Genomic DNA, 26839 nt, shown 5'->3' with positions numbered 1-26839 from the left:
GTCAGGGCGCCATCGCGCAGCCAGCAGTACCGGTAGTCCCAGTTGCGGACTCCGCCGATCTCCTCGGGTAGGGAGGTGGTGGCGGCGGCCATGACCCCGCCGGTGGGGGTGCACAGGCCGCGGAGGGTCAACGCCGATCGGGCCGCCAACGAACTCTCCGTACCGGGCAGGGTCAGGGTGTCCAGCCACCGGGACCAGTGGTGGGCCGCCCTCTCCTGGCGTTCGGGTTCGGTGCTCTCCTCGGCGGCGAGGGAGTCGGTGCCACAGCGCAGTTCCAGGACCACGGGCTGCTCGGAACGCGGGTGGACGGTGGCTCGGGCGACGTCGTCGGTGCCGTCGTGGTCCACGTGCCACTCCACACCGGGGGAGCGCAACACCATGGGGAAGTCGGCGCCCTGGACGCGCAGCCCCTCGGGCTCGATGGTGAGGCGGATCGGGGCGCGACCGAAGTCGGGGCGTGGCGCGAACTCGATGGTGGCGGGCGTGACACCGGCGATCACACGGATGAGGTCGGTGCGGCCGGGTTCGGTGTCCTGGGCGAGGTAGTCGGTGACCTCCAGCCGCGACCAGCGGGTGCGCACGGTCATGGTGCCGGGCAGGTAGCGCTGTCCCAGGGGGAGACCGCCGTGGGCGGGGGCGATCGCGAAGACGCCCGCCTGGCGCCCGCCCAACACCTCGGCGAACAGGGCGTTGGAATCGGGTTCGGGGTGGCAGAACCACAGCAGCCGCGCGTCCGGTCCGATCAGCGCCACGGAGGACTGGTTGGAGAGCATGGACATGCGCTCGATGGGAGTGGGCCGTTCGCCGAACACCCAGGAGCGACGCTCGTTGGCGAGCAGGGTCAGGAGCGTGGCGGCGGTGGGGGTGTCCGGGACGCTGTGCGAGGCGACGGTGGGTTCGGGGCCCACGCGGACACCCGCGTCGGCTCCGGTGTTCAGGTTCGTGAACACCGGCTCCTCACCCTCGCCGCCGCCGATGTAGAGGAGCGCGGTGGCGTCGACCTGTTCGCGGAGCACCTCCAGGGCGGCGGACTTGTCCGTGGGGGTGTCGACGGTGAGGTCGGTGTCGAACTCGGTGCCGTGGGCGCCGACGAGGCGGACCTCGGCGGGCAACCGGGACAGCACGGCGAGGTCGCGCAGGGGACGGGCGGAGACGACCGCGCACACGGTGCCCGGCAGGTCGGCCAGGTCGCGCAGGGCGCGGACGGCCTCCGGCAGGGGGCCGCGGTGGTCGGAGCCGACGGGGGCCAAGGCGCCGTCGTAGTCGCAGGCGACGAGAAGTCGCGAGGTGCGCGCCAACGCGGAGACGCGTTGGCGCGCGTCGAGAGGCATGGTCGCGAGAGTTGTGTCGGTCGCCCTCGTGGACGTCGCTTCGACCGCTTGGGTGAGCGTCACGTTGCCTCCTCCACATGGTCCACTACATGACCTGGGAAAATAGGTGAGATGTAGGACTCCGCGCACATGCGATCGGTTCACACGGGATCGGTGTGGAAAACGTAGACGCAAGGATGGTGGCGCGGGATGAGCCTCGGGGAACTTTGACCAGATATCAGGAACTTTTAACGCGCAGTGTGGCGAATCAGCTGATGTCGGTCGTTCCAGGAAAGAACGTCTCCCCCGGAGGTCAACGCGAGACTACCCGCGTCGTGGGACTCCTGCGACCGGAGTGCAAAGTGATGCAGATCACCCGAAAACGAGGACCGGAGAACCTCGGGAGGTTCCTCATCTTCGGCGCTCGAAAAAGGCCGGGTGGGACGGTGTGTCGCCCACCCGGCCGGGACTTCGCGGAAGTCAGCCTCGGAGATCGTTCTCCGGCTTGCGAAGGTGGTGGACCCAGGCGGGCGGGACGTTCGCGAAGACCTTCTCCGAACCGATCCCGTAGCGGTCGATCCAGTCCTGGACCACCCAGCTCGTCCGGGCCTGGCGCAGGTAGTCCTCGCGCTTGGCGATGACCGCCTTGACCTCCTTCGTGTACAGGTATCCGTAGAACGACAGCGTTCCGCCGGGGCGGAGCACCGTGAAGTAGTAGTCGAGGATGTCCTTCACCTGGTCCGCGGTGAAGTTGGCGAACGGCAACCCGGACACGATCACGTCGTAGGTCCGGTCGGTGCCCAGGTCGTTCACCAGGCAAGCGTGCACCGTGGCGGAGTCGGCGATCCGTGACATGTCCGGGTCGGTCGACAACAGCTCCTCGACGTGGGCGGCGAACTCGGGGTTCGCCTCGACGAGGTCGAGGGTGTCGCCGGGGCGCATGGCGGCCGCGATCCCACGGCTGATGGCGCCGGTGCCGGCGCCCGCCTCCAGGATGCTCAGGGTCCCGTCGGGGTCGGTGCGGTGGCGGATGTGTTCGGCCATCTCATAGGCGAGCGCACCACTGCTGGGCAGGATGGATCCGGTGGCGTGGAAGGTTCGCAGCGCCTGACTGAAGAACAGTCGGGTGTCGCGCAGTCGTTCCTCGATTCGGAGGGCGGAAAGGGGTCCGGCATGGCTGTGTGTCTCGGACATGCTTGAACGCTAACGCCTCGGCGGGTCGTGGGGGAATTCACGTGGGCGTTTGTCCGGGAAACACCGGGTGGGCATCGCCACTCGGAAAACGGGAACCGGTGGTGGGCCCGCGCCGTTCCACACCGCCCGCCCTACCCTGAGGGCATGAGCGCACCGGACAGCACATCCCCCGTCCCCGACCACCCTCGAACGGCGTTGGTCACCGGTGCCTCCAGTGGGATCGGTGAGGAGTTCGCCCGCAGGCTCGCCCAACGCGGCCACGCCCTCGTCCTGGTCGCACGTCGCGCGGAGCTTTTGGCGGAGGTCGCGTCCGACCTGCGGGAGAGCTACGGAACCCCCGTCGAGGTCCTCGTCGCCGATCTGGGCGTCCCCGAAGGCCTCGCCTCGGTCACCGAACGCCTCGCCGTGGACGGCACGGGGGGCCTCGATCCCATCGACCTGCTCGTCAACAACGCGGGGCGTGGGGACGGCGGCGTCTTCGCCGAGCAGGAACCCGCCGAGATCGACGCGATGCTCGACCTCAACGTTCGCGCCGTCCTCCAACTGACCCGAGCCGTGCTCCCCGTCCAGATCGCCCGGCGGGCCGCCGGCGAGACCCGGAGACTGGGCGTGGTGAACGTGGCGTCCATGGCCGGGGAGATTCCCGCCAACCCGGGTGGTTCGGTCTACGGGGCGGGCAAGAAGTTCGTCACGATGTGGAGCGAGAGCGTCGCCGCCGAGGTACGTAAGAAGGGTGTGCACGTCACCGTGGTGCTGCCGGGGTTCGTGCGCACCGACATGACCCGCGAGGTCCAGGCGCAGGGAATGCCCCAGTTCGCGTTCGTCCACAAGGAGCACATCGTCCGCGACGCGCTCACCGCGTGGTCGGCGGGGCGCCCCGCGGTCATCCCCGGGGCCCAGTACAAGACCGCCGACGGGCTCCTTCGTCTGCTGCCACGACCCCTCGTACGGGCCGTGGCGCGTCGTCTGGCCTGACCCGTGGCCCCGACCCGCGGACCGGGATCGGACGGTGGATCCGGGCGGGGCCCTTGCCGTGACCTGGCACACCCGCCGTTCTCACATGCCGAGACTCCTGGGCCCCGGTTGGGCACCGGTGGTCCGGAGCACCTACTCTGGTACAGCACTGTCGGTCGAGGAAAGAGACCATGAAGACCTTCGAAGAGCTGTTCGCCGAGCTGTCCGAGAAGGCACGCTCCCGCCCCGAGGGGTCCGGGACCGTCGCCCAACTCGACGCCGGCGTCCATGCCATCGGTAAGAAGGTCGTCGAGGAGGCAGCCGAGGTCTGGATGGCCGCCGAGTACGAATCGGACGAGCAGGCCGCGGAAGAGATCTCGCAGCTCCTCTACCACCTCCAGGTTCTGATGCTGGCCCGTGGCCTGCGGCTCGAGGACGTCTACAAGCATCTGTAGGTCGGCCCGCCCCATGCCCCTGCCGGGCGTGAGCGTTCGCCGGCCACCGGACGTCCCCGTACACGTAAGAGCGATCAAGGAACCACGACATGCCCGACATGCTCAGAATCGCCGTGCCCAACAAGGGCCAACTCTCCGAGCCCGCCGTCCAGATGCTCACCGAGGCCGGTTACCGGCAGCGCAAGAGCAGCCGTGACCTGGTGCTGGTCGATCCGGACAACAACACCGAGTTCTTCTTCCTGCGACCCAAGGACATCGCCGTCTACGTCGGCGAGGGCATCCTCCAGGCCGGGATCACCGGCCGCGACATGCTGCTGGACTCCGGCGCGCCCGTCGACGAGGTCCTTCCCCTCGGCTTCGGGGGGTCCACCTTCCGATTCGCGGCTCCCGGCGGCGCCGGAATGAGCATCGACGACCTCAACGGCAAGCGCATCGCCACGTCCTTCGACGAACTGCTCCGCTCCTACCTGGAGGAGCGGAACGTGTCGGCGCGGGTCATCCACCTCGACGGAGCCGTGGAGAGCTCGGTGCAGCTCGGCGTGGCCGACGCGGTGGCCGACGTGGTCTCCACCGGGACCACCCTGCGCAACGCCGGGATGGAGACCTTCGGTGACCCCATCCTGGTGTCCGAGGCCGTGGTCATCCGGCCCACGAACGCGCCCGACAACCCCCAGATCGATCTGTTGCTGCGGCGGCTGCGCGGCGTTCTGGTGGCTCGGGACTACGTGATGATGGACTACGACGTGCACGCCGAGAACCTGGAGGGCGCGGTCGCGCTCACTCCGGGCATGGAGGGGCCGACGGTCTCCCCACTGCACCGTGAGGGCTGGGTCGCGGTGCGTTCGATGGTGCCGCGCAAGGAGGCCCAGCGCATCATGGACGACCTGTGGCAGTTGGGGGCCCGAGCGATCCTGGTCACCGACATCTACGCCTGCCGCCTGTAGGGAAACGGCCCGTACGAACGCGCCCCGCTCCGATCCGCCGAAGACGCGGTTCGGGGCGGGGTTTCTCGTTTCCCTCCGCGGCTCCGGCATCCTGGGGGTGCCGTCGAAGAGAAACGAGGATCGTGGAAGATGTCCGCCCCCCTGCGCCCGGTCGCCCTGGCCGCCGTCCCCCTCCTGTTCGTGGTCACCACCGGATGTCTTCCCCCCGGACTCGACCAGGATTTGGTACCCGACGAGGACCAGGACCTGCTCAACGTCCTGGTGTGTTCACAGACGTACCTGGACCCGTTGTGCGAGGGGCGTGAAAACGGGTTCGACGACGAGTGGGAGGAGATCGAGACCTTCCTGAACGAATCACCCGAGGTCGTTTCGTACCTCTTCGTCACTCAGGAGGACGCCTACCGGCAGTTCCTCGAAATCTCGGAGGACCCGCCGGAGGGGTTGCGCCCGGATAGCTTCCCGCCCCGGTACGACGTGAGGGTGGAAGACGGTAACCGGCGTGGGGCGGTCGCTTCGGCGATGGCGGAGATGTGCGGGGTGGTGGAGGTCCACTACGTCGAGGCCGGAGAGGATGCGCGCACCGACTTCCCCGGGGCGGGATCGGGGTGCTGACCGTCGGCGGGACGTGACTGTAGGGCCGCCCAAATCAGCGGAACCTGGAGGGGCACACGGCCCCAGGCGATGAGCCGGTTGTCGGCCGGCCCGGGCAGGCGGCCCGAACCCGAGTCCAGGGCCATCCGTACGTTGGCGGGCCACACGGCCACCAACAGCGCGGCGGCGGCCGGGCCGGCCCACTTCCGCCGGGTCAGCAGGCCGACCCCGCAGGCCAGTTCGGCCGCCCCGCTGCCGTATACGAACGCGCGGTGGGCGGGCAGCCGCCGGGGCATGATCGCCTCGAACGGCTTCGGTGCGACGAAGTGCAGCATCCCGGAGGCGACGAACAGGCCTCCGAGCGCCCGCGGGGCCACTCTGCGCAGTACGCTCACGCGTTCGCTCATGAACTCTCTCCCTCTCGTGACGTGCCGGGATCCAACCTACTCGCCGGTAGGTTCGGGGCGGAAGGGAGACAGCCCTTCACGAGGGCAGGAAACGCTCCCAGAACACGTTCTCCTCGGAGACACCGCCCTCGACCGCGGCCTCCAGAACCGAGTCGATTAACGGCGGCGGCCCGCACACGTACAGGTCGGGGAGCACGCCCTCGGACTTCAGACCCGATCGCACGAGGTCGGCCGGGGTCCCGACCGACCCCCGCCACGTGTCGCTCGGGCGCCACACGCAGACGTCGAAATCGAAGCCCGGGAGGCCACCGAACGCGGAGATCGCCGGAGCCTCGGCGGACAGCTCACGCATCTCCGACAACCCGAAGACCTCCTCTTCCTCGTTGACCCCGAGGATCAACCGGACCGGATACGGCTCCTGCCACTCGACCATGTGCCGGGCCATCGACAGCATCGGCGCGAGACCGGTCCCGCCGGCGACGAGCCAGCGTGGCCGCAGCCCCGTCTCGTTCAGTCCGAAGGCGCCCAGGGGGCCGCGAACGATGAGCTTCGATCCGGTTCGGGCCTCGTGCCGGAGGTGACCGGAGAACGCGCCATCGGGCCGCAACCGGACGAAGAACTCCATCAGTCCTTCCCAGTTTCCGGTGTTGGCCAGTGAGTACGCCCGCTTGGCGTCCTCCCGGTCCGGCGGCTGGAGTTCCACGAACCGGCCGGGCTCGAACTGGCAGTCGAGCCCCTCTTCGGAGTCGGTGTCGACCCGCACTTCGAGGCGGACGGTGTCCTTGGCCACCTCCTCCAACGTGGTGATCGTGGCCTCCCACACCGGGATCTCACCGCGCAGCACACGCGAACCGTCATAGGGCAGGTCCGCCGAGACCGGTCCCCGGGGGAAGGTGCGGCACAGCAGCACACCCCTGTGCTCGTCCCGGTCCTCCTCCGGCAGCGCCTGAGGACTGTGGGAGCCCAACTCGTACTCGCCGTCCGTCACGTTGGCGTGGCAGGACCCGCAGGTGCCCCGCTTACACGAGGCGGGCAGAGTGGCGCCCGCCGCCGCTGCGGCCTCCAACACGTTCTGCTCGGGTGGGCAGCAGAACTCCAGGTCCTCTCCATCGGAGGTGGACAGTGTGATCGGGTGGCACCCGCCACCGCCGCACCCGCAGGGCTCGGAATCGGCCGCCGACGAGTCCGGGACCGTTTCGGTCATGCCCCCACCTCGCGCAGCGCCGCGGCCACGTCGGCCACCGGGTCGTCGATCGTCCGCAGCCCGAACCGGTCGATGAACTCGTCGGCCAGGTCGGGTGTGAGGTAGGCGGGGAGCGTGGGGCCGAGGTTGATGCCGCGGAAGCCGAGTGCCAGCAGCGTGAGCAGGACCGCCACCGCCTTCTGCTCGGTCCAGGACAGCACCAGAGTCAGGGGCAGGTCGTTGATCCCGCACTCGAACGCGTCGGCCAGCGCCATGGCGATCTTGATCGCGGAGTAGGCGTCGTTGCACTGCCCCGCGTCCAACAGCCGGGGGATCCCCTCGATGTCACCGAAATCGTGTCGGTTGAAGCGGTACTTGGCGCAGCCCAGGGTGAGGATGATCGAGTCGTCCGGCGCCCCGAGCGCGAACTCCGTGTAGTAGCTGCGCCCCGGCGTGGGCCCGTCGCATCCGCTGATCAAGAAGAAGTGCCGGATGGCGCCCCGCTTGACGGCGTCGGTCACCTGGTTGGAGATGGCGAGCACCGCGTCGCGCCCGAAGCCCACCATGATGGACTTCTCCTCCGGATCGGTCTCCTCGTATCCGGGAAGCGCCTTCGCCGCCCGGATCACCTGGCGGAAGTCACCGTTGGCGACGTGCCGTACCCCGGGCCACCCGACGGGGCCCGTGGTGAAGATCCGGCGCCGGTAGGAGGCGTGTGGTTCGATGATGCAGTTCGACGTCATCAGGATCGCGCCGGGGAACCGGGCGAACTCCTCCTGCTGGTTCTGCCAAGCGCCACCGTAGTTGCCGACCAGGTGGGGATAGGCCTTGAGTAGCGGGTAGCCGTGGGCGGGGAGCATCTCGCCGTGGGTGTAGACCTTGACCCCGGCGTCCTTGGTCTGTTCCAGCAGATCGGCCAGATCCCGCATGTCGTGCCCGCTGACCAGGAGCGCCTTGCCCTCGACCGGTGTCGTCCGCACGGCCGTGGGCTGTTGGGCGCCGAAGGTGCCGGTGTTGGCCCCGTCGAGCAACTCCATGACGGTGAAGTTCAGGTGCCCCAGGTCGAGGGCCCTTTCGAGCAGTTCCTCGATGTCGGTCGGGTCGGTGGCCAGGTAGTCCAACGCCGATTCGACCCCGCCGAAGACCTCCGCGCTGTGGCCCCCCAACACGTGAGCGTGGTGGGCGTAGGCGCAGATCCCCTTGAGCGTGTAGAGGTGCAGCGAACGCATCCCGATGACGTCCGGGCCGACGGCGTCGAGACCGGCGTCGACGCGGACGTCGGCCGACTGGCGCAGCAGCCCCTCCATGTCCGGCGCCGGCCGCCAACGGGCGGGGCCGGCCGGCTCCTCGGGGATGATTCCTCGGGCTCGCGCGGCCTCCTCGTACGCGGCCTTCGCCCGGTCCCGGACCGCCGCGGCCTCCTGTAGGAGGGTGACGAACCGAGTCTGGCTGAAGTTCACGTTGGTGAGCGTGTTGAAGACCGAGAAGAGGATGAAGCCCGCGGCCTCGTCATCGGGCGCGGACAACGCCCGCGCTCTGGTCGCGTACTGGGCGATGCCCTTGACCGCGTGGACCAGGAGGTCCTGTAGGTCCGAGGTGGGGGCGTCCTTGCCGCAGTTGCCGACGGGTCCTCCGCAGCCGATGACGGCGCCGGTCCTGTCGGTCTGCTCGCACTGGAAGCAGAACATGCGTGGTCCTTTCACGGACTCGTCGTCTCCGTGGGCTCCGGATGTGGTCGGAGCCGCGGGGCGAACGTAGACCCGTGCCGGGACCCGTTTCCTTGACCCCGGTCAATCGGCGACCGAGTGTGACTCGGATCCCACGGTCGGCCCTCACCGCTCCAGAAGGGCGGCCAGCCGGGGAACGTCGTGCAGGACGATGCGGTTTCCCGCCACCTCGATCAGACCGGTGGCGGACAGGTCGTGCAGTACCCGGGAGAACGTCTCCGGAGCGATGTTGAGCCGGGAGGCGAGCACCTGCTTGCGGGTGGGAAGGAGAACCACGCTCCCGCCCGCGCCGTCGCTCTCGGCCTCCCGTAACAGCAGCCCCACGACCCGCTGTGTGCCCGACATCAAGGAGTAGGACTTCACGTCCTGGAGCAGCTGGTGGAGGCGCCCCGCCATGTTCGCCAGGATCCGGCGGGCGAACGCCGGGTCCCGGTCGAGCAGACCGAACACCGCCGTTCCGGTCACGACCAGCAACTCCGTGGCGGTCAGTGCGGTCGCGGTGGCAGGGGCGTCGTGTCCCTCGAAGAGGATGGCTGCCCCGAAGCTCTCACCCTCCCGGATGATCTCGACCACCTTGCGGGCTCCGTCGGCGGTCGACACGGTCAGTTGCATCTGCCCGCGCAGGACCATGAAGAATCCGCGGACCGGGCTCCCCTGGTGGAAGGCGGCCTCGTCCTGGTCCAGCGATAGGAACCGACAGCCCCTGGAGAGGGCGTCGAGTTGTCCCGGGGCGAGCCCTTGGAAGAGCGGTGTTCGTGACAGCAGGTCCGACACCGACGTGGTCGTGAGCATGTGGGGGTATCTCCTGCTCGGGGCGGGCCGGAGCCGGTGGCGGGCGCCCGCGTCCGGTTCTTCGGGTGACCGTGCGTCCCCAGTGTCCCTCGGCGCATCGGCCCTCGTCTGCCGACGATGGTCTCCGTTCGTCCGCCGAAGGGCGCATGTCCCGAGTCATCGCCCCCTTTCCGCTCGGGGCGGGCACAATGGGGCCATGAACCAGCGAACGGGATACCTCGCACCTGAGGAGGAATCGGTCACCCTGGCCCGCGTGACCGGGGAGACCGGCGGCGATCTGGTGCTGCGCCGCGTGGGCGCGCACTACGAGATCTACTCCAACGGTCTTTTCCTCATGGACACCCGGGACGGCACCTCGGAGCGGGAGATGGTCCGCGAGAGCCTGGAGGCCCTACCGAAGGGGCGTTCACACGCACGTGTGCTGATCGGTGGGCTGGGCGTGGGTTTCTCCGCCAGGGAGGCCCTGGACCATCCGCAGGTGTCTCGTGTGGACGTCGTGGAACTGGAGCCCCAGGTGATCGCCTGGCACGACGACGAGCTCGGTGAGGCCGCCGACTTCGTCCACCACGACCCTCGCTGCCGGGTGCACAACGAGGACATCGTCGCCTGGCTGGCCAAGGCCGCGGCGAAGCCGAAACCCGCCCGCTACGACGTCATCTGTCTGGATACCGACAACGGACCCGACTGGACCGTGGTGGAGAACAACAACCGCCTGTACGAGGCGGCCGGCCTGGAACAGCTCATCCGGTTGCTGGCTCCCGGAGGGGTGCTCTCGTTCTGGAGCGCCAACGCCGTCGAGAGCTTCGAGAAGCTGCTCCACACCCGCTTCGAGGTGGTGGAGGTCGTTGAGGTCACGGTCGCCCGGGGCGTCCCCGACACCGTCTACCTCGCCTCGAAACCGTGGGTGGAGCAGCCCTCCTAGTGCCGCGACGGCTCGGATCAGCCCCTGTTCCGGGACATGTAGCGGGCGAACTCCTCCAGGGAGATGCGCTGGTCACCGTCGGAGTCCATCGCCCGGACCACCCCGGCGGCCTGCTCCTCGGTGGTCTCCTCACCCAGGTTGCGCATCAGGGAGGCCAGCTCCTGCGCGGAGATGAGGCCGTCGCCGTCGACGTCCACAAGGGCGAACGTGGCGGCGTACTCGGTGGTCTCGGGCATCGGGGGTCACACTCCGGATCGTCTCGGGATGAGGGCTCGGGCAAGGTTACCGCCGCCCGACAGGGCCGGGAAAGCCCGCGGGGCCGTGCTCCGAAAGGAACACGGCCCCGCGACAGGGGATGGCTCAGGCGTTGTTGGTGGAGGCCCTGGAACCGACCCACCGGGCGATCACGGTGAAGAGCAGCACCAGCACGAACAGGCACAGCGCGGCGCCCCAGGCGCGGTCGATACCGGCCTCGAAGGGCTGGGCGGCGCCCTTGAAGAGCTGGAGGGGAACGGCGCCCTGCGGGTCGCCTTGGAAGCCGGTGACGATGAGTCCGGTACCGAAGGCGGTCAGCATCAGCGGAGCGGTCTCACCGATGCCTCGGGCGATCGCCAGCATCGAACCCGTGGTCAGACCCGGCGCCGCGGTCGGCAGCACCGTGTGCACGATCGTCTGCCACTTGCGCGCGCCCAGACCGTAGCTGGCGTTGCGCATCTCGTTCGGGACCAGCCGCAGCATCTCCTCGGCGGACCTGGTCACGATGGGCAGCATCATCACGGCGATGGCCACGGCGCCCACGAAGGTACCGAAGCCCATGCCGCCCCAACCGATCACCAGCAGGCCGTACACGAACAGACCCACGAAGATCGACGGGATACCGGTCATCACGTCGGTGAAGAAACGGATCGCCGAGGTCATCCGGTTGGGCCCGTACTCGACGATGTACACGGCGGTGGCGATGCCGAACGGGATCGACATCAGGATGGCCAGCGACATGATGTACAGGGTTCCGAAGAACCCGGCCGCGTAGCCGCCGCCATCGCGTCGGGGCGGGGGCTCGGTCTGGGTGAAGAAGTCCAGGTTGACCACGCCGATACCGCGACGGGTCACCTCGAAGATGATCAGCACCAGGGGGATCATGGCGAGGATCATCGCGCCGGTCAGGAGCACGGTGGCGCTGCGGTCCTTGAACCGGCGGAACCCGGAACCAGGGGGGCGTTGGCTCAGCGGAACGTGCTTGCGCGGGGGAGTCGAGGTCATGGTGCTCATACGGCGGCGTCTCCCGTCATGCGCCCCAGGCGCCAGACGATGACGCGGGCGAGGATGTTGACGATCATCGTGACCAGGAACAGGGCGACACCGATGGCCATCAGTGCGGTCCTGGCCTCGGGGCCCGCCTCGCCGAAGGTCGCGGCGATGTGCGAGGCCATGCTGCTACCGGTGCTGAACAGGCTCGACCCCCAGGACTGGGAGCCACCGATGAGCATCAGGACCGCGATGGTCTCACCCAACGCACGGCCCAGACCCAGCATGGCGGCGGCCACGATCCCGGAGAAGCTGGCCGGTAGCACCACCTTGCGCAGAACCTCCCATCGGGTGGAACCCAGGGCGTAGGCGGCCATGCGCTGGTCGATCGGGTGTACCACGATGACCTCGCGGATGATGGCGGTCATGATCGGCAGGATCATGATCGCCAGAACGATCCCGGCGGGCAGATAACCGACACCGCGGATCGGGCCCTCGAAGAGGAAGAACCACCCGAACGTGTTCCCGAGGAACTCGAAGAACGGGCGGAGCACGTTCGGCAGGAACCAGTGCAGGCCCCACAGACCGAAGATGACGCTGGGCACCGCGGCCAGCAGCTCCACCGTGTAGGAGAGCGGCTTGGCGAGACGGCGCGGTGCCAGGTGCGTGATGTAGAAGGCGACCATGATCGCCAGCGGCAGTGCGATGACGATGGCGATGGTCGCGGTGACCAGGGTGCCGTAGATGAACGGCCAGGCACCGTAGGTACCGGTGATCTCGGTCCGGGAGCTACCGGAGGTCCAGTCCTCGCCGGTGAGGAAGCCGAAGAAGCCTTCCTTGGCGAAGACGGGCCAGGCTTCGGTGGTGGTGCGGATCACCATCAGGGCCAGGATGACCAGCACGATCGTTCCGCAGGCCGCGACGACCCACTTGAAGATCGGGTCGGCCATGCGCCCCTTGCCTGAGCGGAGGGAACTGCGCCGGGGTTCCTCCGGGGCCGGGGCCTCGGGGGCCTGAGTGGACATTGTGCTTCTCCTTGATGGCTTTCGTGGGAGTCGGAGAGCGGTTCACCCCTGTTCTGCGTGCCCCGGGGTGTGAGGGGGGCGGGGCCGGAACCGGAGTTCCGGCCCCCAAGAAGCGAGAGAGGCGGTGGGGCCGGGACCCAGCGGTCCCGGCCCCGGAGGGGTTACTCCTCCTCGGAGCCCTCTTCGGCCTCGGCGTCTTCCTCGGTGCCGGCCTCGGCGTCGTCACCGTCGGTGGCGTCGTCCTCGGCGCCCTCCTCGGTGTCGCCCTCGCCGCCGCCGTTCTCGGAGTTGGTCTTCTCCAGCTCGGCGATGACGCGGTCGGTCAGCTCGTCACCGAGCGGCGCGTAGCCCAGCTCACCGGCGACGTCCTGAGCACCCTCGTCGGTCAGGGCCCAGGTCCAGAAGTCGATGATGGCGTCGGCGGTGGCGTCCTCGTAGCCGCAGGTGTAGGTGAAGATCCAGTTGGTACCGGCGATCGGGTAGCCCTCGCCACCGATGTTGTCGATCGAGAACTGGAAGTTCTCCGGAACCTCGGCCTCCTCGGAGGCCGCGATGGTGGCCTCAAGGGTCGGCTCGATCGGGTTGCCATCCTCGTTGACGATGGTGGCGACGGACAGGCCCGCCTCCTGGGCGAAGGACTGGTTCAGGTAGCCCATGCCGCCCGGGTTCTGGCTGATGCCCTGGGCCACGCCGTCGTTCTGCTGGCCGCCGACCAGGCCGGACGCCCAGTCGAGCTCCTTGCCCTCGCCGTATTCGTCGGCCCACGACTCGACCTCGGTGGAGAGGTAGTGCGTGAACACCGCGGTGGTGCCGGAGCTGTCGGAGCGGTGGACCGGAACGATCTCGTCGCTGGGCAGGTCCAGGTCCGGGTTGAGCTCGGCGATCGCCGGGTCGTCGAACGTGGTGATCTCGGTGGAGTAGATGTCGGCGATGGTCTGCGCGTCCAGGACCAGACCGTCCAGGTCCGGGTTGTCGAAGGCGATGACCACGGAGCCGAACACGACCGGGAACTGGACCGCTTCGCAGCCGCGAGTCTCGGCGGCCACGGCCAGGTCTTCGTCACCGAGGTACTCCTCGGAGGAACCGAAGTCGACGGTCTCCTCCAGGAACTGCTCGATGCCCGCGCCGGAGCCGACGCTCTGGTAGTTGATGTCCACGCCCGGCTGGACGTCGTTGCCGTAGGTGTAGATCCAGTCCTGGAAGAGAGGGTCGGGGAAGCTGGCCCCGGCACCGGTCAGCGAAGCGCTGAGCTCGGCGTCTGTACTGGCGGCACTGCCGCTGTCCTCGTCACCGTTGCTGCACGCCGCCGCGAGCAGGGGGATGGCCGCCAGAACGGCGAGCTTGGAACGCCCGTTGCGCATGTCGTAGTTCTCCTCGTTGAATCACCGCTGTCGGGGCTGACGTAAAACGACACTAGGCGGGCAGAAAGACCCCGGGTCATCGGAAGAGAAGACGTTCGATAGAAGAAGAGTGAATGCCGGATGAACGAAAGTCACTTTTAGATAACGGGAGTCGTGTGGGTCGGTTTCCGTTATCTCGCGTGTTCGGCGAGTGACGTGCCGTTCACCCGCTTGAACTGGGAAAATAAGAAAGTGGTGTGGAGGGATGGGATTGTTCATCCCTGGTTCCGATGACGTGTCGACTCCCGCTGTGTCACCTGAACGTGTGTCGGAGAAGGCCGTTTGGAAACACGGTAGAACGGCCTCTCCGATCGCGCCGGAAGGCCTTTTCCTTGGAGTGCGGAAGATTCTTTCTCCGGCCTATCCACCGTTTCCCGTGTCGAGCCGATAACCGATCCCGCGCACCGTGTGGATGAAACGGGGTCTGGCCTCGGAGTCACCGAGCTTGTGCCGCAGGCGCCGGATGTGCACGGCGATCGTGTTGTTCACCGGGGGCAGGGGCTTGTGCCACACCTCGGTCCACAGTTCCTCGCGACTGACCACGCGACCGCTGTTGCGCAACAGGAAGTCCATGATCCCGAACTCCCGCAGGGCCAGGTTGACCGGCTGCCCGTCCACGAACAGTCGGTGGCCCAGCGCGTCCAGCTCAAGGTCACCCGAGCGAAGCGCCGAGTGGGAAGTGGTGGAGTTGTCCAGCAGGCCTTCGGTCCCCGGCAGTGAACCGCGCAGCAGCGCCGAAAGTTCCGGGATCCGGTAAGGCCGGCTCACGCACGCCGTCGCACCCGCGGCCAGGGCCCGGACCGCCCGTTGTGAGTCACCCGGACCCACCCCGATGAGGATGGGGATGTCCGTGGCCCGCCGGGTCACCCGAACCAGGGTCTCAAGATCGACCTCCGACGGATCGGAGCTGGTCAGCAGGGTGTCCGGGCGCAACAACCCCACTCTCAGCAGGGCCTCCGCACCGTCCACGCACACCGTGATGTCCACGTCGTGCCCGCTCAGCGACAGCACCAGCTGATGCGACTGCTCGGACTCGGGCTCCACCAACAGAACGCGCAGTGGACCCTCGGCCCGATCCGTGCGGACCTCGTCGTCCGGCGCACCCGAAGGAGGCGGAACCGGTGAGGAGGAGGCGAGCGCGGTCATGGGCGGGGTCCACTTCGTCGAGGGGGCGGTCGGGTGGCGCGCGTCGGCTCTACCCGAAGCGGCCCGAGATGTAGTCCTCGGTGCGCTGGTCGGCCGGCTTGCTGAAGATCGTCGCGGTCTCGTCGAACTCCACGAGGCTGCCGAAACGGTCGCCGACGTCGTCCACACCCGCGGTGAAGAACGCGGTGCGGTCCGAGACACGGGCCGCCTGCTGCATGTTGTGCGTGACGATCACGATCGTGTACTCGGCCGCCAGCTCGTACATCAGGTCCTCGATCTTGAGCGTGGCGATCGGGTCCAGGGCGGAGCAGGGCTCGTCCATGAGGATGACCTCGGGGTTCACCGCGATGGTGCGGGCGATGCACAGACGCTGCTGCTGACCACCGGACAGCGCGAAGGCGCTCTCCTTGAGCTTGTCCTTGACCTCGTCCCACAGGGCGGCCTTGGTGAGGGTCTCCTCGACCAGGTCGTCCATGTTGCCGCGCATCCCGTTGATCCGGGGACCGTAGGCGACGTTGTCGTAGATCGACTTGGGGAACGGGTTGGGCTTCTGGAAGACCATGCCGATACGACGGCGGACCTCGATCGGGTCCACGTCGGAGGCGTACAGGTCCTCGCCGTGGTAGGTCACCTTGCCCTCGACCCGGGCGCCCGGGATGAGGTCGTTCATGCGGTTCAGGGTCCGCAGAACGGTGCTCTTGCCGCAGCCGGACGGACCGATCATCGCGGTGATCTGGCGCGGACCCACCTGCAGGTTCACGTCGCGCACGGCCTTGTTGGACCCGTAGTGGATCGACAGGTCGGCGATGTCGAAGACGGGGTCGCCCAGGTCGGGAACCTCACGGTTGTACCGGACGGTGTCGGGGGCGACTCCGCGGCCGGACTCGGTTCCGCGAGGGGACGCGGTGTTGCTGACAGACATGTGGCCACTTCCGGTTCGGACGGGGCTTGCGCGGTGTTGTCACTCGGGGAGGACACCCGCGGCGCGCGGTCGATACCCATCGAAACGGGTGAGCATGAAGCCAAGGTGAACGAACCTCGTGGCCAAGATGAACGTGGAAGGTGAAGTGAGAAGCCCCCGGTGACCTTCCGGTGTCCTGCTCGTTGAGCGGGGTAGGGCGCCGAGGGCCGGACGACGGTCAGATGGACAGGACCAGGTCGGGCCTGGCGGCCTGAACCGCTCGCAACACCTCGACGTACCGCCCGCGCGGGGCCCTGATGGTGACCCGGGTGAGCGGTTCGTGGACACTCGTGGGCGGCTCGTTGATCGCTCGGTTGTCGAACGAGCACCAGTTGGGCGCCACGGTGACCCCATCGGGATGTCCCTCTGGGTCCTGGGGCGGGTGCATGTCGGGAAGTGTGTCAGGTGGAACGGCCGTGGTCAGGGGCAGGCCACACCCGACCAACGCCCGGCGGCGCTTCGAACACCCACGATCACATGCGGTGATGGTGTCGGTGACCGGTCCCGGACAGACGACGGCCGCCCCCGCCGTCCCAGGGGACGGTTGCGAGGGCGGCCGAACCCGCTGCCGGGGAAGGACCTACTGCCGGGACTCGCCCTGCTCGGCGATCTTGCCCTTGACCTCGTCCATGTCGAGCTCCCGGGCCTGGGTGATCAGGCTCTCCAGCGCCTCGGAGGGAAGCGCGCCCGGCTCGTTGTAGATGACCGTCTGGTCGCGGACGATCATCAGGGTCGGGATGGACTGGATCTTGAACTCGAACGCCAGCTCGCGCTGCGCCTCGGTGTCGACCTTGGCGTGCACGATGTCGCCGTGCTTGTCCGAGGATTCCTCGAAGACCGGGGCGAACTGTCGGCAGGGGCCGCACCAGTCCGCCCAGAAGTCGATGAGAACGAAGCTGTTGTCCTTCAGCGTCTCGGCGAAGTTGTCTTTGGTGAGTTCGACGGTGGACACGTGGTCTCCTGCTCTTCGTTCGTCTTGTTGGTGTCGACCGGTGGCCAACTGCCATCCTCCTGGGTGCTACAGCGGTCGTGCCCGCTTGTTTGTTCCACATGCGTGCGGGAGGTCGCCGAACACCGGATGGCCTGTCGATTTCCGACTCAACACGTGTTTCATATCGGTTTGGGAGGCAAGCCCCCCTGGGGTTAGTGTCGCCGTGCGGGACACGGGTTCATTGTGGTGACCGTGATCTCGGACCGTGGGCCGAACGCGCGAAACCGGGGGGACCGATGGGTACGGGAGAACCCGAGGGTGACGAGGCCGTCGACTACCGGTTCACCCTGGCCAACGAGCGCACCTTCCTGGCCTGGATCCGTACCGCGTTGGCCCTGCTGGCCGGGGCCGTCGCCGTACTGCACCTGCTTCCGCTGGGCTGGGCCGAGGCACCGCGCACCGCGGTCGGGCTGCTCTTGGCCCTGATCGCCGGTGTGGTGACGGTGTACGCGCCGGTGCGCTGGTTCCGTGTCCAGCGCATCATGCGCCGTGGTGACACCCTGCCGATGAGCGCCCTGCCCCTCGTGACCACGTTCGTCGTGGGGCTGGTGTGTCTGGTGGTTCTCCTGGGGAACCTGCTGTGATCCGGCGGGATCCAGGGCTGCAACCGGAGCGCACCCTGCTGTCCTGGCAGCGAACGCTCATCCTGGTGGTCCTCGTGGGACTGCTGTACCTGCGTGGACCGTTCGTTCCCGGGGCCGGCGTGGTCCCCGAGGTTCCGGCGCCGCTCAGGATCGGCGTCATGGCCTTGTCCCTGTTGATGTGCGGCGGTCTCGGACTCCACCTGTGGCTGAGGTGGCGAAGGACCGAACACGGTGTGCGGGAGGAGGGTGGCTCCGGGCCACCGCTGAGCGTGGCCCGCCCTTGGGCCCTGATCCTGTTGAGCGCCGGTGTGTTCGCGCTGACCGTGGCCGTGACGGCGACGGTGATCGTGCCCTGAACCGGTGTGCGCCCGCCGGGTCACCGGGCCTCGCGTCGGTGCGGACCGGGGCCGGTCGATGCCCTGTCACGGGCGGAGACGTCTCATGCCCTGTAACGGGCGGTTCGGTCGCGCTCTCGCGTACCGAAGGATGGTGGGGGCTCGCGTGGAATCCCGGGCCGGGCCCGTTCCCTGCTCGGGTGTGGGCGGCGACCGATGGTGAGGCGGGGACCCGGCCTCGTGCCCGCTCGTGGCTGTGCGCGGGTCGGGTGGAAGAACGAACGCGGGCGGCGGGGCACCCGACGAACTCCCGTTACTCGGAACTACGCGGGCTGCGGAAGGGCCTCGGTCGAACGACGGTGCTGCACGATGGAGTCGATGATCGTGTTCAGGTCCCTGGTCGGCTCGTAGCCGATCAGCCGCGCGGCCAGCGAGGTGTCCGGGTAGCGGCGCTGCATGTCCTCGTACCCCTCACCGTAGGCCTGCTCGTAGTCCATGTAGGTGATCTCGCTGTGGGAACCGGTCAGTTCCACGACCCGGTCGGCAAGGCCCTTGATCGACACCTCTTCGTGCCCACCGATGTTGACCGCCTGGTTGTAGGCCTCCGGGGTCTCCAAGAGCCGGGACAGGGCCGGCACCACGTCGAAGACCGAACCGAAGCAGCGGCGCTGTGTACCCGTGCCGTACACCGTGATCGGCGCGTCGTCCAGGGCCTGGTCGACGAACCGTGGGACGACCATGCCGTACTGCCCGGTCTGCCGAGGCCCCACCACGTTGAAGAAACGCGTGATGACGCATGGGACCCCGGACTCCTTGCCGTGGACGTGCGCCACCAGTTCGTCCAGGCCCTTGGCGGCGGCGTAGGACCAGCGGCTCTTGATGGGCGAGCCGTAGATCCGGTCGTCGTTCTCGGTGAGCCCGTTGGCGTCGTTCTTGCCGTAGACCTCACTGGTCGAGGCGACCATGTAGGGGACCCGGTGCCGGACCGCGGCCTCCACGACGGTCTCCGTCCCGTGCAGGTTGGTGCGCAGGGACTGGAGCGGTTTGTCGACGATGTTGTAGACCCCCACCGCGGCGGCGAGGTGGAACACGGTGTCCGCCTCCGCGACGAGTGCGTCCACCAACTCCCGGTCCAAGATGTCGCCCTGGACGAAACGAAACGCCGGTGAGTTCCGCAACCGGGACACGTTGGACAGTGATCCGGTCGAAAGGTCGTCGAGCACGATGACCTCGTGTCCCTGGGCGACCAGGTGATCGCTCAGGTGCGAGCCGATGAACCCGGCTCCGCCGGTGATGACAGCCTTCATGGTTTCCCCTCCACTGCGGGCGTTGATCGGTTTCTCTTCTTCGCGGGGGACTGGGTGCGCTGGGGACGGGTGGGGGAGTTCTGGTGCCTCACGGGGTGCTCAGGCCAGGTGCCGGAGCACGTGGTAGCCCTCGCCGAGGGCCACCCCGGCCTGCATACCCCTGAGGACGGCGAGGCTGCGCAGGGTGAGTTCGGAACGGGTGTGCGGGTGCTCGTGGCTCTGCGAGCCGTACAGCTCCATGCCCTGGAGCTTGATCAGCAGGTCCTCCTCCTCCAGTTCGACGATGAGGTTGGGCGACTCCACCGGTTCGGTCCGCCACTGGTCGGCCGCCTCCTCGTAGGCCATCACCAGGCCGGGGTGGTGGCGCAGCCGGTTGTTGGAGGGGCGCAGGGCGGTGTGGACGGCCTCGGCGGTCGCCTGGTGGTCCTGGTTGTAGCTGGTGCGGTGCGGGATGAGCACCACGGTGGGTCGCAGGCGCGCGATCGATAGCGGGCTCTCCTGCTCGACGAGCCGGGCCAGTTCCACGCGAGGGATGCCGTCGAGCCGCAGGTGGTTCGAGTCGCCCGGCAGGGCCATGTGCCAGTCGTCCCAGTGGAAGTGCTCGGAGGCCCTCTTGATCTCGGTGTGGCGTTCCTGGGCCGTGGAGAAGCCCTTCGGGGACTGGTCCGCGGTGTCGCCGACCGTTATGAACTGGACGTAGACCTCCGCGCCCGCGCGTTTGGCCTTGCTCATCAGGCCGCCGCAACCGAGGGTCTCGTCGTCAGGGTGGGGGGAGTAGACCAGGAGACGCTCCTGTGACCAGTCCATCGTCATGTCGGTTTCCCGTCCTTTGCCGAATGTGGGGGCGATCGGTGGTTACCCGGGCGGTTCACGACCTCGTGCCGCGGTCCGGGAGGGCGGTGACCCGATGTGCCGACCAGTGGGTCAGTCGCGGGTTCTTGCCTGTCGGAGTACACGCAACGATTCCGGTCCGGCGTTGAGTAGGAGATCGATCGCGGCCAGGCGGGGGACGAACGGTTCGGTGCCCTTGCGAGTGCGTTGCGGGTACTCCGGGTGTCGGAAGTCCTGCCACTCGATGTCCACCCCGTAGCGGTCCGTGATCTCGGGGTCCATGTAACCCTTGGACCCTTCTCCGGCGAGCAGCGTGCTCGCGCCGGCCTTCGCGCAGATCTGTGCGAGCAGCTCGCTCTTGGACCCGGGAAAGTCCCCGAGGTCCCCCGCGCGCAGAATCGGTGTGTCGATACCGAACCCGCGCATCAGCATGAGTGTGGTCGCGATGGACAGATCTGCGAGATTCTCCCACTCGGTCTCGTACAGGTGAGCGATTTCGTCTTTGTAATCGTCCCAGTACGGGGCCTTGCGGTAACAGTGTTCAGCCAGTGCCCTGTAGTGCTTCATCCTCCATTTCTGGGTGTTGTCGATCTTCTTGTCCCGAATGAGTTCGGCCCTGCTCGCCTGCCCTACCGGGATGGTCAGCAGGACCGGCTCACCGGATCCCGCTACGTAGTTTCGGTTCTGCCATCCACGGCGTTCGAACTGGACCGTGTCGAGCATGATGAACCGGTCGGATCGATCGATCTTGTCGATGAGCCCCAACCAGGGCCAATAGTGCGGCTGGTGGATCGCCACCGTCGCTCGACCGGGGTCGTCGCCGGTGAGCGGGGTGTGCCGCCGGGTGCCGCTGTGGTCGGGGCGGGCAGGATCTGGCGATGGGGAACGTGAGTCGCCGATCACGCCGGGCATTCTCCTTCTCTCGTCGGGTCACGGGGAGGCGAATCCTTTCCGACTACTAAGACGTATCGGATATTCCGGTGACGTTGACTGTCATCGCTTCGCCTCAAATATCCTCTAATGGTTACCACCTCGCACAAGCCCGTGTATACGATTTGCGTGGCCTACATAGGACGCGAAGCCGGGTGAACCTATCGGTCGCGCAGGGCGTCAACCTAACACCGACTTTGCGAGTTAATGTCGGTCCGAAACCGATAACTGTCGGAGGAGTCCTAGGGCTGTGCGTATCGCGCGTTTCATCGGTGGCCTACTGACCGGGCTGATCGCCCTGGCGCTGGCCATCGCTCTCTTCGTCTTCTGGTTCGACTTCGCCACGGGCATGGCCGCCGCATCCGGGCTGGGGGCCCTGGGTTACGTGTTCCTGTGGATGGCCTTCGGGCTCAACCTCCTGCTATGGACCGTGATGGGCCTGCTCCGGCTGGCCGAGGACGGTGCCAGGGCGGCTCTGCGCCGTGATCCGGAGCGCAAGAGGAACCGTGCGTCGGCCCGCGGCCGTGAACGCGAGAAGGTGCTCGTCGGAGCCGGCGGTGGTGACACCGGTGGCACGAGCGACACCGGCGAAACCCTCGTGGCCACAAGTGGCAACGACGAGGGGGCCGAGGGGGACCTGATCCGGACACCACCGGGGGGCGATTCCGTCGCGACCGATCCGGACGACATCACCATCGCCGTCATCATCCCGGCGCACAACGAGGAGCCGGTGATCGACACGGCCATCTCCTCGGCGCTGGGTCTGTTCAACCGCTGGGACATCTACGTGGTCTCGGACTCCTCCAAGGACTCCACCGCCGAGATCGCCGCGAAGACCGGTGTGAACGTCCTCGAACTCCTCACCAACCGGGGCAAGGCGGGTGCCATCGAGGCGGTCATCGAGGAGTTCGCGCTGACCGAGAACTACGACGGCGTGCTGATCCTGGACGCCGACACCGAACTCCACCCGGGGTACGTCGAAGGCGCCAAGCGACAGCTGGCCGACCCCGACGTCGCCGCCGTGGCGGGTTTCGTGGTCTCGGAGTGGAAGCCGCGAGAGCGCGGCATCATCGGACGGATCATCTCGGCCTACCGGGACCGCCTGTACTTCATGCTCCAGTACTTCATGCGTTTCGGGCAGACCTGGAAGCGCCTCAACGTCTCCTTCATCGTGCCGGGCTTCGCCAGCGTCTACCGCAGCCGCGCGCTCAAACAGATCACCGTGAACCCGCCGGGGCTGGTGATCGAGGACTTCAACATGACCTTCGAGGTGCACCACAAGCGCCTCGGTCGGGTCTCGATGAACACCGACACCAAGGCCTTCAGTCAGGACCCGTTCACCTTTCGCGACTACCGCAAGCAGGTGGGTCGCTGGACACTCGGTTTCTGGCAGACGCTGCGCAGGCACAAGATGTGGCCCAGCCTCTTCTGTCTGTGCCTGGCGCTGTACGTGTTCGAGGTCGTCCTGGTCTCGTTGCTCTTCCTCGTCACGGTGGCCATCGCGGCGTTCGTGCTGCTCGGCACGTTCGCCGGCGACATGCTCACCGGGCTCCCGTTCTTCACCGACTCGTTCACCGCGGTGACGGCCTTCCTGCCACTTGCGGCGCTGGCCATCGGTCTGCTGGTGCCCGACTACATGCTCACCTGCGTGATGACCATGATCCGGCGCAGGCCCTCGTACCTGTTCTACGGGCTGTTCTTCTTCCCGATCAGGGTCGTGGACTCCTACATCTCGCTGCGGATGATCCCGAAGGCCTGGACCGCCAAGTCCGACGGTCGCTGGAGCAGCCCCGTCCGTGTCTCCAACAAGGACAAGTAAGGACAAGTGAGGCCCGACGGCGAGAATGTGAGATCGAACGGCCACGGCCACCCCGAGCGCGGCGGGTCGCCGGCACCACTTAGCCTCGATGGAGGGGATCCGCCCCTATGCGGGGCCAGTCGTTGAAGTGGGTGTGTTGGCAGTGGACAAGAGGCGTGTGTCGTTCGGGCTGTACCGCGTGTTGGCCTATGTGACGGGTGTCTTCCTCATCGGGTTGACCTTCGTCGCCATGCCCGCCAAGTACCTGGTCGGCGAGACCTCGATGTTCGCCCTCGCGCCCGCGCCGGAGGGCCTGGAACACTGGTTCGGTCCCGAGTCCCCGCTGATGCTCTTCATCGCGATGCCGCACGGCTACATCTACATGCTCTACGTGCTGGTGGTCCTGTGGGTGTCGCTCGACCGTCGCTGGGGCGCCGGCCGCACCCTGGGCGTGGTGCTCGCGGGCACCATCCCGATCCTCGGTTTCGTGGTCGAGCACCGCGTCGTGAAGTCGGAGCGGGCCAAGGAGGAGCGGGCCGCGTCCGCGCGTGGCGGGAGTCAGGAACCCGCGCCCACCTCTTGATCCGTCCGCGCCTTCCCGTCCTCTGAGGCCCCGCCCGATTCCCGGGTGCGGGCCTCCTTCAGGTCACGGCGCATCAGGAGGAACCAGAAGACCAGCGCGGACACCCCGAACATCGCCCACTGGACGGTGTAGCTGAGGCTGCGCCAGTTGATGGTGAACCCGGTCGGTGGTTCCGGCGGCGGCATGGCGGTGAGCCCGTCGACCGCGGGTTCCCGGTCGGGGAGGGTGAGGTAGGCCGCGTACAGCCGCTGGTCCCACGCCGAGACCAGAACCGACGGGGCGATCCGCTCCACCGTGCCCTCCTCGGGCGCGCCCATGGGGACGAACCCGTCCGAGGTGTCCTGTGGGGGCTGGAGCCATCCGGAGACGGTCACGTCGCCCTCGGGCGCCGCCGGAACCGTGTCGGGGTCCTCGGTCCAACCTCGGTTCACCGGCATCGCGACGCCCTCCTCGGTGACGAGGGGGATCACCACGGCGTAACCCTCGGCACCGTCCAGGTACTGGGGCACCAGGACCTGGGAGTCGGCGTCGAAGTGCCCGCTCGCCTCGACCGCGGTGTTCGCGGTGAGGTCGGGGTGCAGGTATTCGCCGGGTTCGCCGAGTTCGTCGACCGTGATGGCGTCCGCGAGGTCCTCCACCGGGTTGGTGATGACGTCGCGGTCCGGCTCGAAGGCGCGTGTGCCCTGCCAATAGGTACCGGCCACGCATGCGATGGCCACGAGTACGGCCGCCAGGTGGATACCGAGCCAACGTGGGCTGAGGAGAGGTGAACTCACTCGTCCAGGCTATGCGCGGGTCCGGGGAGGCGGCTCATGACCCCTGGTTGACGATGGCCACAGCCGCTTGGGCGTTCATCACCCGAGTAATGGCGATCACTTTAAGTAGTTCCTCGTAACTCAGGGTTGTTATCCGTGGGTGCGGTGGGTACTGTTTGTATCAACGCGGAACGACAAGATCGCTTCCGCGGGCAGACCTTGAAGGTCGCGACTCCAGGGGGGAGGAGTCGCAGACCGTTCCCAGAGCGAGGGTCGCCTCCGTACTTTGAGGGGGGATGCGGAGGCGACTCTCGCCACCTCGTCCGGGGCGGGACCACTTACCGGTGGTCCCGCCCCGTCGTTGTGCGCGGACCCCCGGGCCCGGGGGGCCGGCCGGCTCAGCCCATGGTCTTCCGCCCGTCCAGGGACTCCCGGATGATGTCGGCGTGACCACAGTGCTGGGCGGTCTCCCGGATCAGGTGCAACAGCACGTCACGCACGGTCCACTCGGCGTCCTCCGGGAACCACGGAGCCGCGGGCAGCTTGTTGGAGATCTCCAGGTCCGGCAGGGAGCGTACGTACTCCTCGGTGGCCCTCGCGGTCTTCGCGTAGTCGGCGAGCACTCCCTCCAGGGTCTCGTCGCCGACCAGCCGGAAGGTGTTCTCGTGGAAGTCGTAGGTCTCCTGGGCCTCGTAGTCGACCTCCACCGGGCCCTCCTCGATGAATCGGATCCACCCGAGTTCGGCCGTGCTCACGTGTTTGACCAGACCCGCCAGGTGCAGCACGCTCTTGGTCGTGCGCGTGGTGGCCTGTTCCTGGTCCAGACCCTCGATCGTGGTGAGCAGGAACGCGCGCTGTTGGGCGAGGAAGTCCAACAGTGCCTCCCGCTCCACGTCGACCTGGTCGTTCGTCCGGGTGATCGTCGCAGTCATGGGAACCCCTTCATCGTGTCCGTCTCGCCGAACTCGACACTAGAAAGCATGGCGGTCAGTTCCTGTCCGCAACTTCCGATGACCTCGGGACTTTCCTGGCACCGCCGAAAGCACTCCGGATAACCTGGCGGTCTGGCGACCCGGAGGATTCATGGCCCTGATTCCGCTCCAGTACCGACTCGACGGACCCGAACACGCGCCGGTGGTGCTGCTCGTGCCGCCGTTCGGCACCAAGATGTCGGTCTGGGAGCCGCAGATGCCCGAACTCACCCTCAACCGTCGTGTGCTGCGGATCAACCACCGTGGCCACGGCCACTCACCGGCCCCGGACGGCCCCTGCAACATCGAGGACCTGGCCCTGGACGTGCTGGGGGTCCTGGAGGACCTGGGGGTCAGTCGGGTGTCCGCGGCCGGCGCCGGGTTCGGCGCTTCGCTCCTGCTGTGGATCGCGGCCAACTCCCCGCGCACGCTGGATCGACTCGTGCTCCTGGCGGCCGCGCCGCGCACGCCCGTCATGCACCGCTGGGACCGGGTCGCGGCCAGGGTGCGCACCGGCGGCATGGAGGCGGTCACCACCGAGGTGGTGCTGCCGTGGTTCACCCCCGACCTCACCGACCAACGCCCCGAGGTCGCGGCCCGCTTCAGTGAGGACTTCGACGGGATCGACCCGACCGCGTACGCCTCGATCTGCGACGCGATCCAGCGCATGGATCAGCGTCATCTGGTCCCGGGGGTGCGGGTGCCCACCACCGTCGTCTCCGCCGCGCACGATCCGCTGCTTCCGCCCGGGCACGGTCGCAGGCTCGCCGACGGGATCGCGGGGGCCCGCTTCGAGATGGTCTCCGGGGCCGCGCACCTTCTCGGCGTGGAGCGCGCCGATCGTGTCAACGAACTGTTGGTGGAACACGTGGCCGCCTGAGGCGGCGCCCATCAGTCCTCGGGCAGGCTCACCTCGCTCACCGGCTCGGCCGGTTCCACCACCGGGATCAGCGGGCGGTTGATCTCCAGCAGGTAGCCGTCCGGGTCGCGGAAATGCGCCGCCCGGATGCCCCACGCCGTCCAGTCGCGCGGCTCCATCACCTGGCGGGCGCCGTCGTTCACCAGGCGTTCCGCGGTTCCGTCGACGTCCTCGACCTCGAAGATCACCGCCAGTCGGTCCTGGTGGGGGAGTTCGGGGTCGGCGGTGTCGGTCTCCAGGGCCTCGGCCATGACCTCGCGCTGATTGATGGCCAGGCGTGTCCCCGACTCCACGTCGAACTCGGCGTAGCGACTGTTCTCGTCACCCCAAAGCACGGACAGGCCGAGAACGTCGGAGTAGAAGCGGAAGCAGGCCTCGTAGTCGTTAACGAGGAGCCTGATGTAGCTGCAGCGCATGGAGTCTCCTGCCGTGGCGGGGTGGGTCGTCGACACCATTCTCACGTCTGAGGGTGACGGATCACCGAGTATCCGTACCCGAATGTCGTGTGGCCGGATCCGGCCACACGACAACCCACACACCCAAACACCAATTGCGACCCCCCCACCAAAAAACCCACAC

Annotated in this window: 30 protein-coding genes; 10 read left to right on the top strand and 20 right to left on the bottom strand. The window is 67.6% G+C overall.

What is annotated here, in order from left to right:
• The coding region (locus ABZ717_RS24825; RefSeq protein WP_358514536.1) for a trehalase-like domain-containing protein at positions 1 to 1394 on the bottom strand (1394 nt) is incomplete at its 3' end.
• Between the two features lie 396 nt (positions 1395 to 1790).
• Entirely contained in the window at positions 1791 to 2504 is a 714-nt protein-coding gene (locus ABZ717_RS24820) for a methyltransferase domain-containing protein (RefSeq protein ID WP_358514534.1), read from the bottom strand.
• Positions 2505 to 2648: 144 nt separating this feature from the next.
• On the opposite strand from ABZ717_RS24820, the gene ABZ717_RS24815 reads away from it, so the two are divergent.
• From ABZ717_RS24815 to ABZ717_RS24800, 4 genes are all read left to right on the top strand, one after another.
• Complete coding sequence (locus ABZ717_RS24815) at positions 2649 to 3479, top strand: SDR family NAD(P)-dependent oxidoreductase (RefSeq protein WP_358514532.1); 831 nt, start codon at positions 2649 to 2651, stop codon at positions 3477 to 3479.
• Positions 3480 to 3649: 170 nt separating this feature from the next.
• The gene (locus ABZ717_RS24810) at positions 3650 to 3913 is read left to right on the top strand and encodes a phosphoribosyl-ATP diphosphatase (RefSeq protein WP_014913038.1); all 264 of its coding nucleotides are present in this window, start codon (positions 3650 to 3652) and stop codon (positions 3911 to 3913) included.
• Between the two features lie 89 nt (positions 3914 to 4002).
• Positions 4003 to 4857: an ATP phosphoribosyltransferase gene (gene hisG, locus ABZ717_RS24805; RefSeq protein ID WP_358514530.1), complete on the top strand. Its 855-nt coding sequence runs from the start codon at positions 4003 to 4005 to the stop codon at positions 4855 to 4857.
• Between the two features lie 129 nt (positions 4858 to 4986).
• Entirely contained in the window at positions 4987 to 5469 is a 483-nt protein-coding gene (locus tag ABZ717_RS24800) for a permease-like cell division protein FtsX (protein ID WP_358514528.1), read from the top strand.
• Here the strand turns inward: ABZ717_RS24800 and ABZ717_RS24795 are convergent.
• The 4 genes from ABZ717_RS24795 to ABZ717_RS24780 form a co-directional block, all read right to left on the bottom strand.
• Positions 5409 to 5855, bottom strand: a complete 447-nt coding sequence (locus ABZ717_RS24795; protein ID WP_358514526.1) for a DoxX family protein — start codon at positions 5853 to 5855, stop codon at positions 5409 to 5411. The genes ABZ717_RS24800 and ABZ717_RS24795 overlap by 61 nt on opposite strands.
• Positions 5856 to 5931: 76 nt before the next feature.
• Positions 5932 to 7059, bottom strand: a complete 1128-nt coding sequence (locus ABZ717_RS24790) for a 2Fe-2S iron-sulfur cluster binding domain-containing protein (RefSeq protein ID WP_358514524.1) — start codon at positions 7057 to 7059, stop codon at positions 5932 to 5934.
• On the bottom strand, positions 7056 to 8726 hold the full coding sequence (hcp, locus tag ABZ717_RS24785; RefSeq protein WP_358514522.1) for a hydroxylamine reductase: 1671 nt from the start codon (positions 8724 to 8726) through the stop codon (positions 7056 to 7058). Before hcp ends, ABZ717_RS24790 begins: the two co-directional genes overlap by 4 nt.
• A gap of 144 nt (positions 8727 to 8870) precedes the next feature.
• On the bottom strand, positions 8871 to 9557 hold the full coding sequence (locus tag ABZ717_RS24780) for a Crp/Fnr family transcriptional regulator (RefSeq protein WP_358514520.1): 687 nt from the start codon (positions 9555 to 9557) through the stop codon (positions 8871 to 8873).
• Positions 9558 to 9753: 196 nt separating this feature from the next.
• Here ABZ717_RS24780 and ABZ717_RS24775 point away from each other — a divergent pair, with 196 nt between their 5' ends.
• Complete coding sequence (locus tag ABZ717_RS24775) at positions 9754 to 10479, top strand: spermidine synthase (protein WP_358514518.1); 726 nt, start codon at positions 9754 to 9756, stop codon at positions 10477 to 10479.
• A gap of 17 nt (positions 10480 to 10496) precedes the next feature.
• Here ABZ717_RS24775 and ABZ717_RS24770 read toward each other — a convergent pair whose 3' ends face one another.
• From ABZ717_RS24770 to trxA, 8 genes are all read right to left on the bottom strand, one after another.
• Entirely contained in the window at positions 10497 to 10715 is a 219-nt protein-coding gene (locus tag ABZ717_RS24770; protein WP_358514516.1) for an EF-hand domain-containing protein, read from the bottom strand.
• Between the two features lie 124 nt (positions 10716 to 10839).
• Positions 10840 to 11748, bottom strand: a complete 909-nt coding sequence (gene pstA / locus ABZ717_RS24765) for a phosphate ABC transporter permease PstA (RefSeq protein ID WP_358514514.1) — start codon at positions 11746 to 11748, stop codon at positions 10840 to 10842.
• A complete protein-coding gene (gene pstC / locus ABZ717_RS24760) occupies positions 11745 to 12749 on the bottom strand; it encodes a phosphate ABC transporter permease subunit PstC (protein WP_087097526.1) in 1005 nt (334 codons plus the stop codon). The genes pstA and pstC overlap by 4 nt, the downstream gene beginning before the upstream one ends.
• Positions 12750 to 12910: 161 nt before the next feature.
• The gene (pstS, locus tag ABZ717_RS24755; RefSeq protein WP_358514512.1) at positions 12911 to 14110 is read right to left on the bottom strand and encodes a phosphate ABC transporter substrate-binding protein PstS; all 1200 of its coding nucleotides are present in this window, start codon (positions 14108 to 14110) and stop codon (positions 12911 to 12913) included.
• Between the two features lie 399 nt (positions 14111 to 14509).
• Positions 14510 to 15295, bottom strand: a complete 786-nt coding sequence (locus ABZ717_RS24750) for a response regulator transcription factor (RefSeq protein WP_358514510.1) — start codon at positions 15293 to 15295, stop codon at positions 14510 to 14512.
• A gap of 49 nt (positions 15296 to 15344) precedes the next feature.
• Positions 15345 to 16217 carry a phosphate ABC transporter ATP-binding protein PstB gene (pstB, locus tag ABZ717_RS24745; protein ID WP_358514508.1) on the bottom strand — a complete coding sequence of 291 codons (873 nt, stop codon included), beginning with the start codon at positions 16215 to 16217 and terminating at the stop codon, positions 15345 to 15347.
• A gap of 217 nt (positions 16218 to 16434) precedes the next feature.
• Positions 16435 to 16644 carry a hypothetical protein gene (locus tag ABZ717_RS24740; protein ID WP_358514506.1) on the bottom strand — a complete coding sequence of 70 codons (210 nt, stop codon included), beginning with the start codon at positions 16642 to 16644 and terminating at the stop codon, positions 16435 to 16437.
• Positions 16645 to 16836: 192 nt separating this feature from the next.
• Positions 16837 to 17208, bottom strand: a complete 372-nt coding sequence (trxA, locus tag ABZ717_RS24735; RefSeq protein WP_067602168.1) for a thioredoxin — start codon at positions 17206 to 17208, stop codon at positions 16837 to 16839.
• Between the two features lie 275 nt (positions 17209 to 17483).
• Between trxA and ABZ717_RS24730 the strand changes: the two genes are divergently transcribed.
• Together ABZ717_RS24730 and ABZ717_RS24725 are read left to right on the top strand one after the other, a co-directional pair.
• On the top strand, positions 17484 to 17831 hold the full coding sequence (locus ABZ717_RS24730) for a DUF202 domain-containing protein (RefSeq protein WP_358514504.1): 348 nt from the start codon (positions 17484 to 17486) through the stop codon (positions 17829 to 17831).
• Complete coding sequence (locus ABZ717_RS24725) at positions 17828 to 18187, top strand: DUF202 domain-containing protein (RefSeq protein ID WP_358514502.1); 360 nt, start codon at positions 17828 to 17830, stop codon at positions 18185 to 18187. The genes ABZ717_RS24730 and ABZ717_RS24725 overlap by 4 nt, the downstream gene beginning before the upstream one ends.
• 302 nt (positions 18188 to 18489) lie before the next feature.
• Here ABZ717_RS24725 and ABZ717_RS24720 read toward each other — a convergent pair whose 3' ends face one another.
• The 3 genes from ABZ717_RS24720 to ABZ717_RS24710 form a co-directional block, all read right to left on the bottom strand.
• The gene (locus tag ABZ717_RS24720) at positions 18490 to 19473 is read right to left on the bottom strand and encodes an SDR family NAD(P)-dependent oxidoreductase (RefSeq protein WP_358514500.1); all 984 of its coding nucleotides are present in this window, start codon (positions 19471 to 19473) and stop codon (positions 18490 to 18492) included.
• Positions 19474 to 19572: 99 nt separating this feature from the next.
• Complete coding sequence (locus ABZ717_RS24715; RefSeq protein WP_358514498.1) at positions 19573 to 20286, bottom strand: PIG-L family deacetylase; 714 nt, start codon at positions 20284 to 20286, stop codon at positions 19573 to 19575.
• A 111-nt stretch (positions 20287 to 20397) separates the two neighbouring features.
• The gene (locus ABZ717_RS24710) at positions 20398 to 21216 is read right to left on the bottom strand and encodes a WbqC family protein (protein ID WP_358514496.1); all 819 of its coding nucleotides are present in this window, start codon (positions 21214 to 21216) and stop codon (positions 20398 to 20400) included.
• A gap of 268 nt (positions 21217 to 21484) precedes the next feature.
• Between ABZ717_RS24710 and ABZ717_RS24705 the strand changes: the two genes are divergently transcribed.
• Positions 21485 to 23053, top strand: a complete 1569-nt coding sequence (locus ABZ717_RS24705; RefSeq protein WP_358514494.1) for a glycosyltransferase — start codon at positions 21485 to 21487, stop codon at positions 23051 to 23053.
• A gap of 142 nt (positions 23054 to 23195) precedes the next feature.
• Positions 23196 to 23615, top strand: a complete 420-nt coding sequence (locus tag ABZ717_RS24700; RefSeq protein WP_358514492.1) for a DUF3817 domain-containing protein — start codon at positions 23196 to 23198, stop codon at positions 23613 to 23615.
• Here the strand turns inward: ABZ717_RS24700 and ABZ717_RS24695 are convergent.
• Positions 23591 to 24391 carry an SURF1 family protein gene (locus ABZ717_RS24695; protein WP_358514490.1) on the bottom strand — a complete coding sequence of 267 codons (801 nt, stop codon included), beginning with the start codon at positions 24389 to 24391 and terminating at the stop codon, positions 23591 to 23593. The genes ABZ717_RS24700 and ABZ717_RS24695 overlap by 25 nt on opposite strands.
• A 377-nt stretch (positions 24392 to 24768) precedes the next feature.
• Positions 24769 to 25302, bottom strand: a complete 534-nt coding sequence (locus ABZ717_RS24690; RefSeq protein WP_358514488.1) for a DinB family protein — start codon at positions 25300 to 25302, stop codon at positions 24769 to 24771.
• Between the two features lie 151 nt (positions 25303 to 25453).
• On the opposite strand from ABZ717_RS24690, the gene ABZ717_RS24685 reads away from it, so the two are divergent.
• Positions 25454 to 26221: an alpha/beta fold hydrolase gene (locus ABZ717_RS24685; RefSeq protein ID WP_358514486.1), complete on the top strand. Its 768-nt coding sequence runs from the start codon at positions 25454 to 25456 to the stop codon at positions 26219 to 26221.
• Positions 26222 to 26232: 11 nt separating this feature from the next.
• Here the strand turns inward: ABZ717_RS24685 and ABZ717_RS24680 are convergent, their stop codons facing one another.
• Positions 26233 to 26676, bottom strand: a complete 444-nt coding sequence (locus ABZ717_RS24680; protein WP_358514484.1) for a VOC family protein — start codon at positions 26674 to 26676, stop codon at positions 26233 to 26235.
• Between the last annotated feature and the right edge of the window lie 163 nt (positions 26677 to 26839).

Origin of the sequence: Nocardiopsis sp. NPDC006832, assembly GCF_040635885.1 — a bacterium.
In the GTDB taxonomy this organism is placed as follows: Bacteria; Actinomycetota; Actinomycetes; order Streptosporangiales; family Streptosporangiaceae; genus Nocardiopsis.
Note: the sequence above shows the minus strand (reverse complement) of the source record. Positions and strands in the feature narration are given on the sequence as shown.

Bases quoted from the DNA above. Each gene is read 5' to 3' on its own strand.
- ABZ717_RS24820 (WP_358514534.1), bottom strand. From the start codon at position 2,504: ATGTCCGAGACACACAGCCATGCCGGACCCCTTTCCGCCCTCCGAATC.
- ABZ717_RS24815 (WP_358514532.1), top strand. From the start codon at position 2,649: ATGAGCGCACCGGACAGCACATCCCCCGTCCCCGACCACCCTCGAACG.
- ABZ717_RS24810 (WP_014913038.1), top strand. From the start codon at position 3,650: ATGAAGACCTTCGAAGAGCTGTTCGCCGAGCTGTCCGAGAAGGCACGC.
- hisG (WP_358514530.1), top strand. From the start codon at position 4,003: ATGCCCGACATGCTCAGAATCGCCGTGCCCAACAAGGGCCAACTCTCC.
- ABZ717_RS24800 (WP_358514528.1), top strand. From the start codon at position 4,987: ATGTCCGCCCCCCTGCGCCCGGTCGCCCTGGCCGCCGTCCCCCTCCTG.
- ABZ717_RS24795 (WP_358514526.1), bottom strand. From the start codon at position 5,855: ATGAGCGAACGCGTGAGCGTACTGCGCAGAGTGGCCCCGCGGGCGCTC.
- ABZ717_RS24790 (WP_358514524.1), bottom strand. From the start codon at position 7,059: ATGACCGAAACGGTCCCGGACTCGTCGGCGGCCGATTCCGAGCCCTGC.
- hcp (WP_358514522.1), bottom strand. From the start codon at position 8,726: ATGTTCTGCTTCCAGTGCGAGCAGACCGACAGGACCGGCGCCGTCATC.
- ABZ717_RS24780 (WP_358514520.1), bottom strand. From the start codon at position 9,557: ATGCTCACGACCACGTCGGTGTCGGACCTGCTGTCACGAACACCGCTC.
- ABZ717_RS24775 (WP_358514518.1), top strand. From the start codon at position 9,754: ATGAACCAGCGAACGGGATACCTCGCACCTGAGGAGGAATCGGTCACC.
- ABZ717_RS24770 (WP_358514516.1), bottom strand. From the start codon at position 10,715: ATGCCCGAGACCACCGAGTACGCCGCCACGTTCGCCCTTGTGGACGTC.
- pstA (WP_358514514.1), bottom strand. From the start codon at position 11,748: ATGAGCACCATGACCTCGACTCCCCCGCGCAAGCACGTTCCGCTGAGC.
- pstC (WP_087097526.1), bottom strand. From the start codon at position 12,749: ATGTCCACTCAGGCCCCCGAGGCCCCGGCCCCGGAGGAACCCCGGCGC.
- pstS (WP_358514512.1), bottom strand. From the start codon at position 14,110: ATGCGCAACGGGCGTTCCAAGCTCGCCGTTCTGGCGGCCATCCCCCTG.
- ABZ717_RS24750 (WP_358514510.1), bottom strand. From the start codon at position 15,295: ATGACCGCGCTCGCCTCCTCCTCACCGGTTCCGCCTCCTTCGGGTGCG.
- pstB (WP_358514508.1), bottom strand. From the start codon at position 16,217: ATGTCTGTCAGCAACACCGCGTCCCCTCGCGGAACCGAGTCCGGCCGC.
- ABZ717_RS24740 (WP_358514506.1), bottom strand. From the start codon at position 16,644: ATGCACCCGCCCCAGGACCCAGAGGGACATCCCGATGGGGTCACCGTG.
- ABZ717_RS24730 (WP_358514504.1), top strand. From the start codon at position 17,484: ATGGGTACGGGAGAACCCGAGGGTGACGAGGCCGTCGACTACCGGTTC.
- ABZ717_RS24720 (WP_358514500.1), bottom strand. From the start codon at position 19,473: ATGAAGGCTGTCATCACCGGCGGAGCCGGGTTCATCGGCTCGCACCTG.
- ABZ717_RS24715 (WP_358514498.1), bottom strand. From the start codon at position 20,286: ATGACGATGGACTGGTCACAGGAGCGTCTCCTGGTCTACTCCCCCCAC.
- ABZ717_RS24710 (WP_358514496.1), bottom strand. From the start codon at position 21,216: ATGCCCGGCGTGATCGGCGACTCACGTTCCCCATCGCCAGATCCTGCC.
- ABZ717_RS24690 (WP_358514488.1), bottom strand. From the start codon at position 25,302: ATGACTGCGACGATCACCCGGACGAACGACCAGGTCGACGTGGAGCGG.
- ABZ717_RS24685 (WP_358514486.1), top strand. From the start codon at position 25,454: ATGGCCCTGATTCCGCTCCAGTACCGACTCGACGGACCCGAACACGCG.
- ABZ717_RS24680 (WP_358514484.1), bottom strand. From the start codon at position 26,676: ATGCGCTGCAGCTACATCAGGCTCCTCGTTAACGACTACGAGGCCTGC.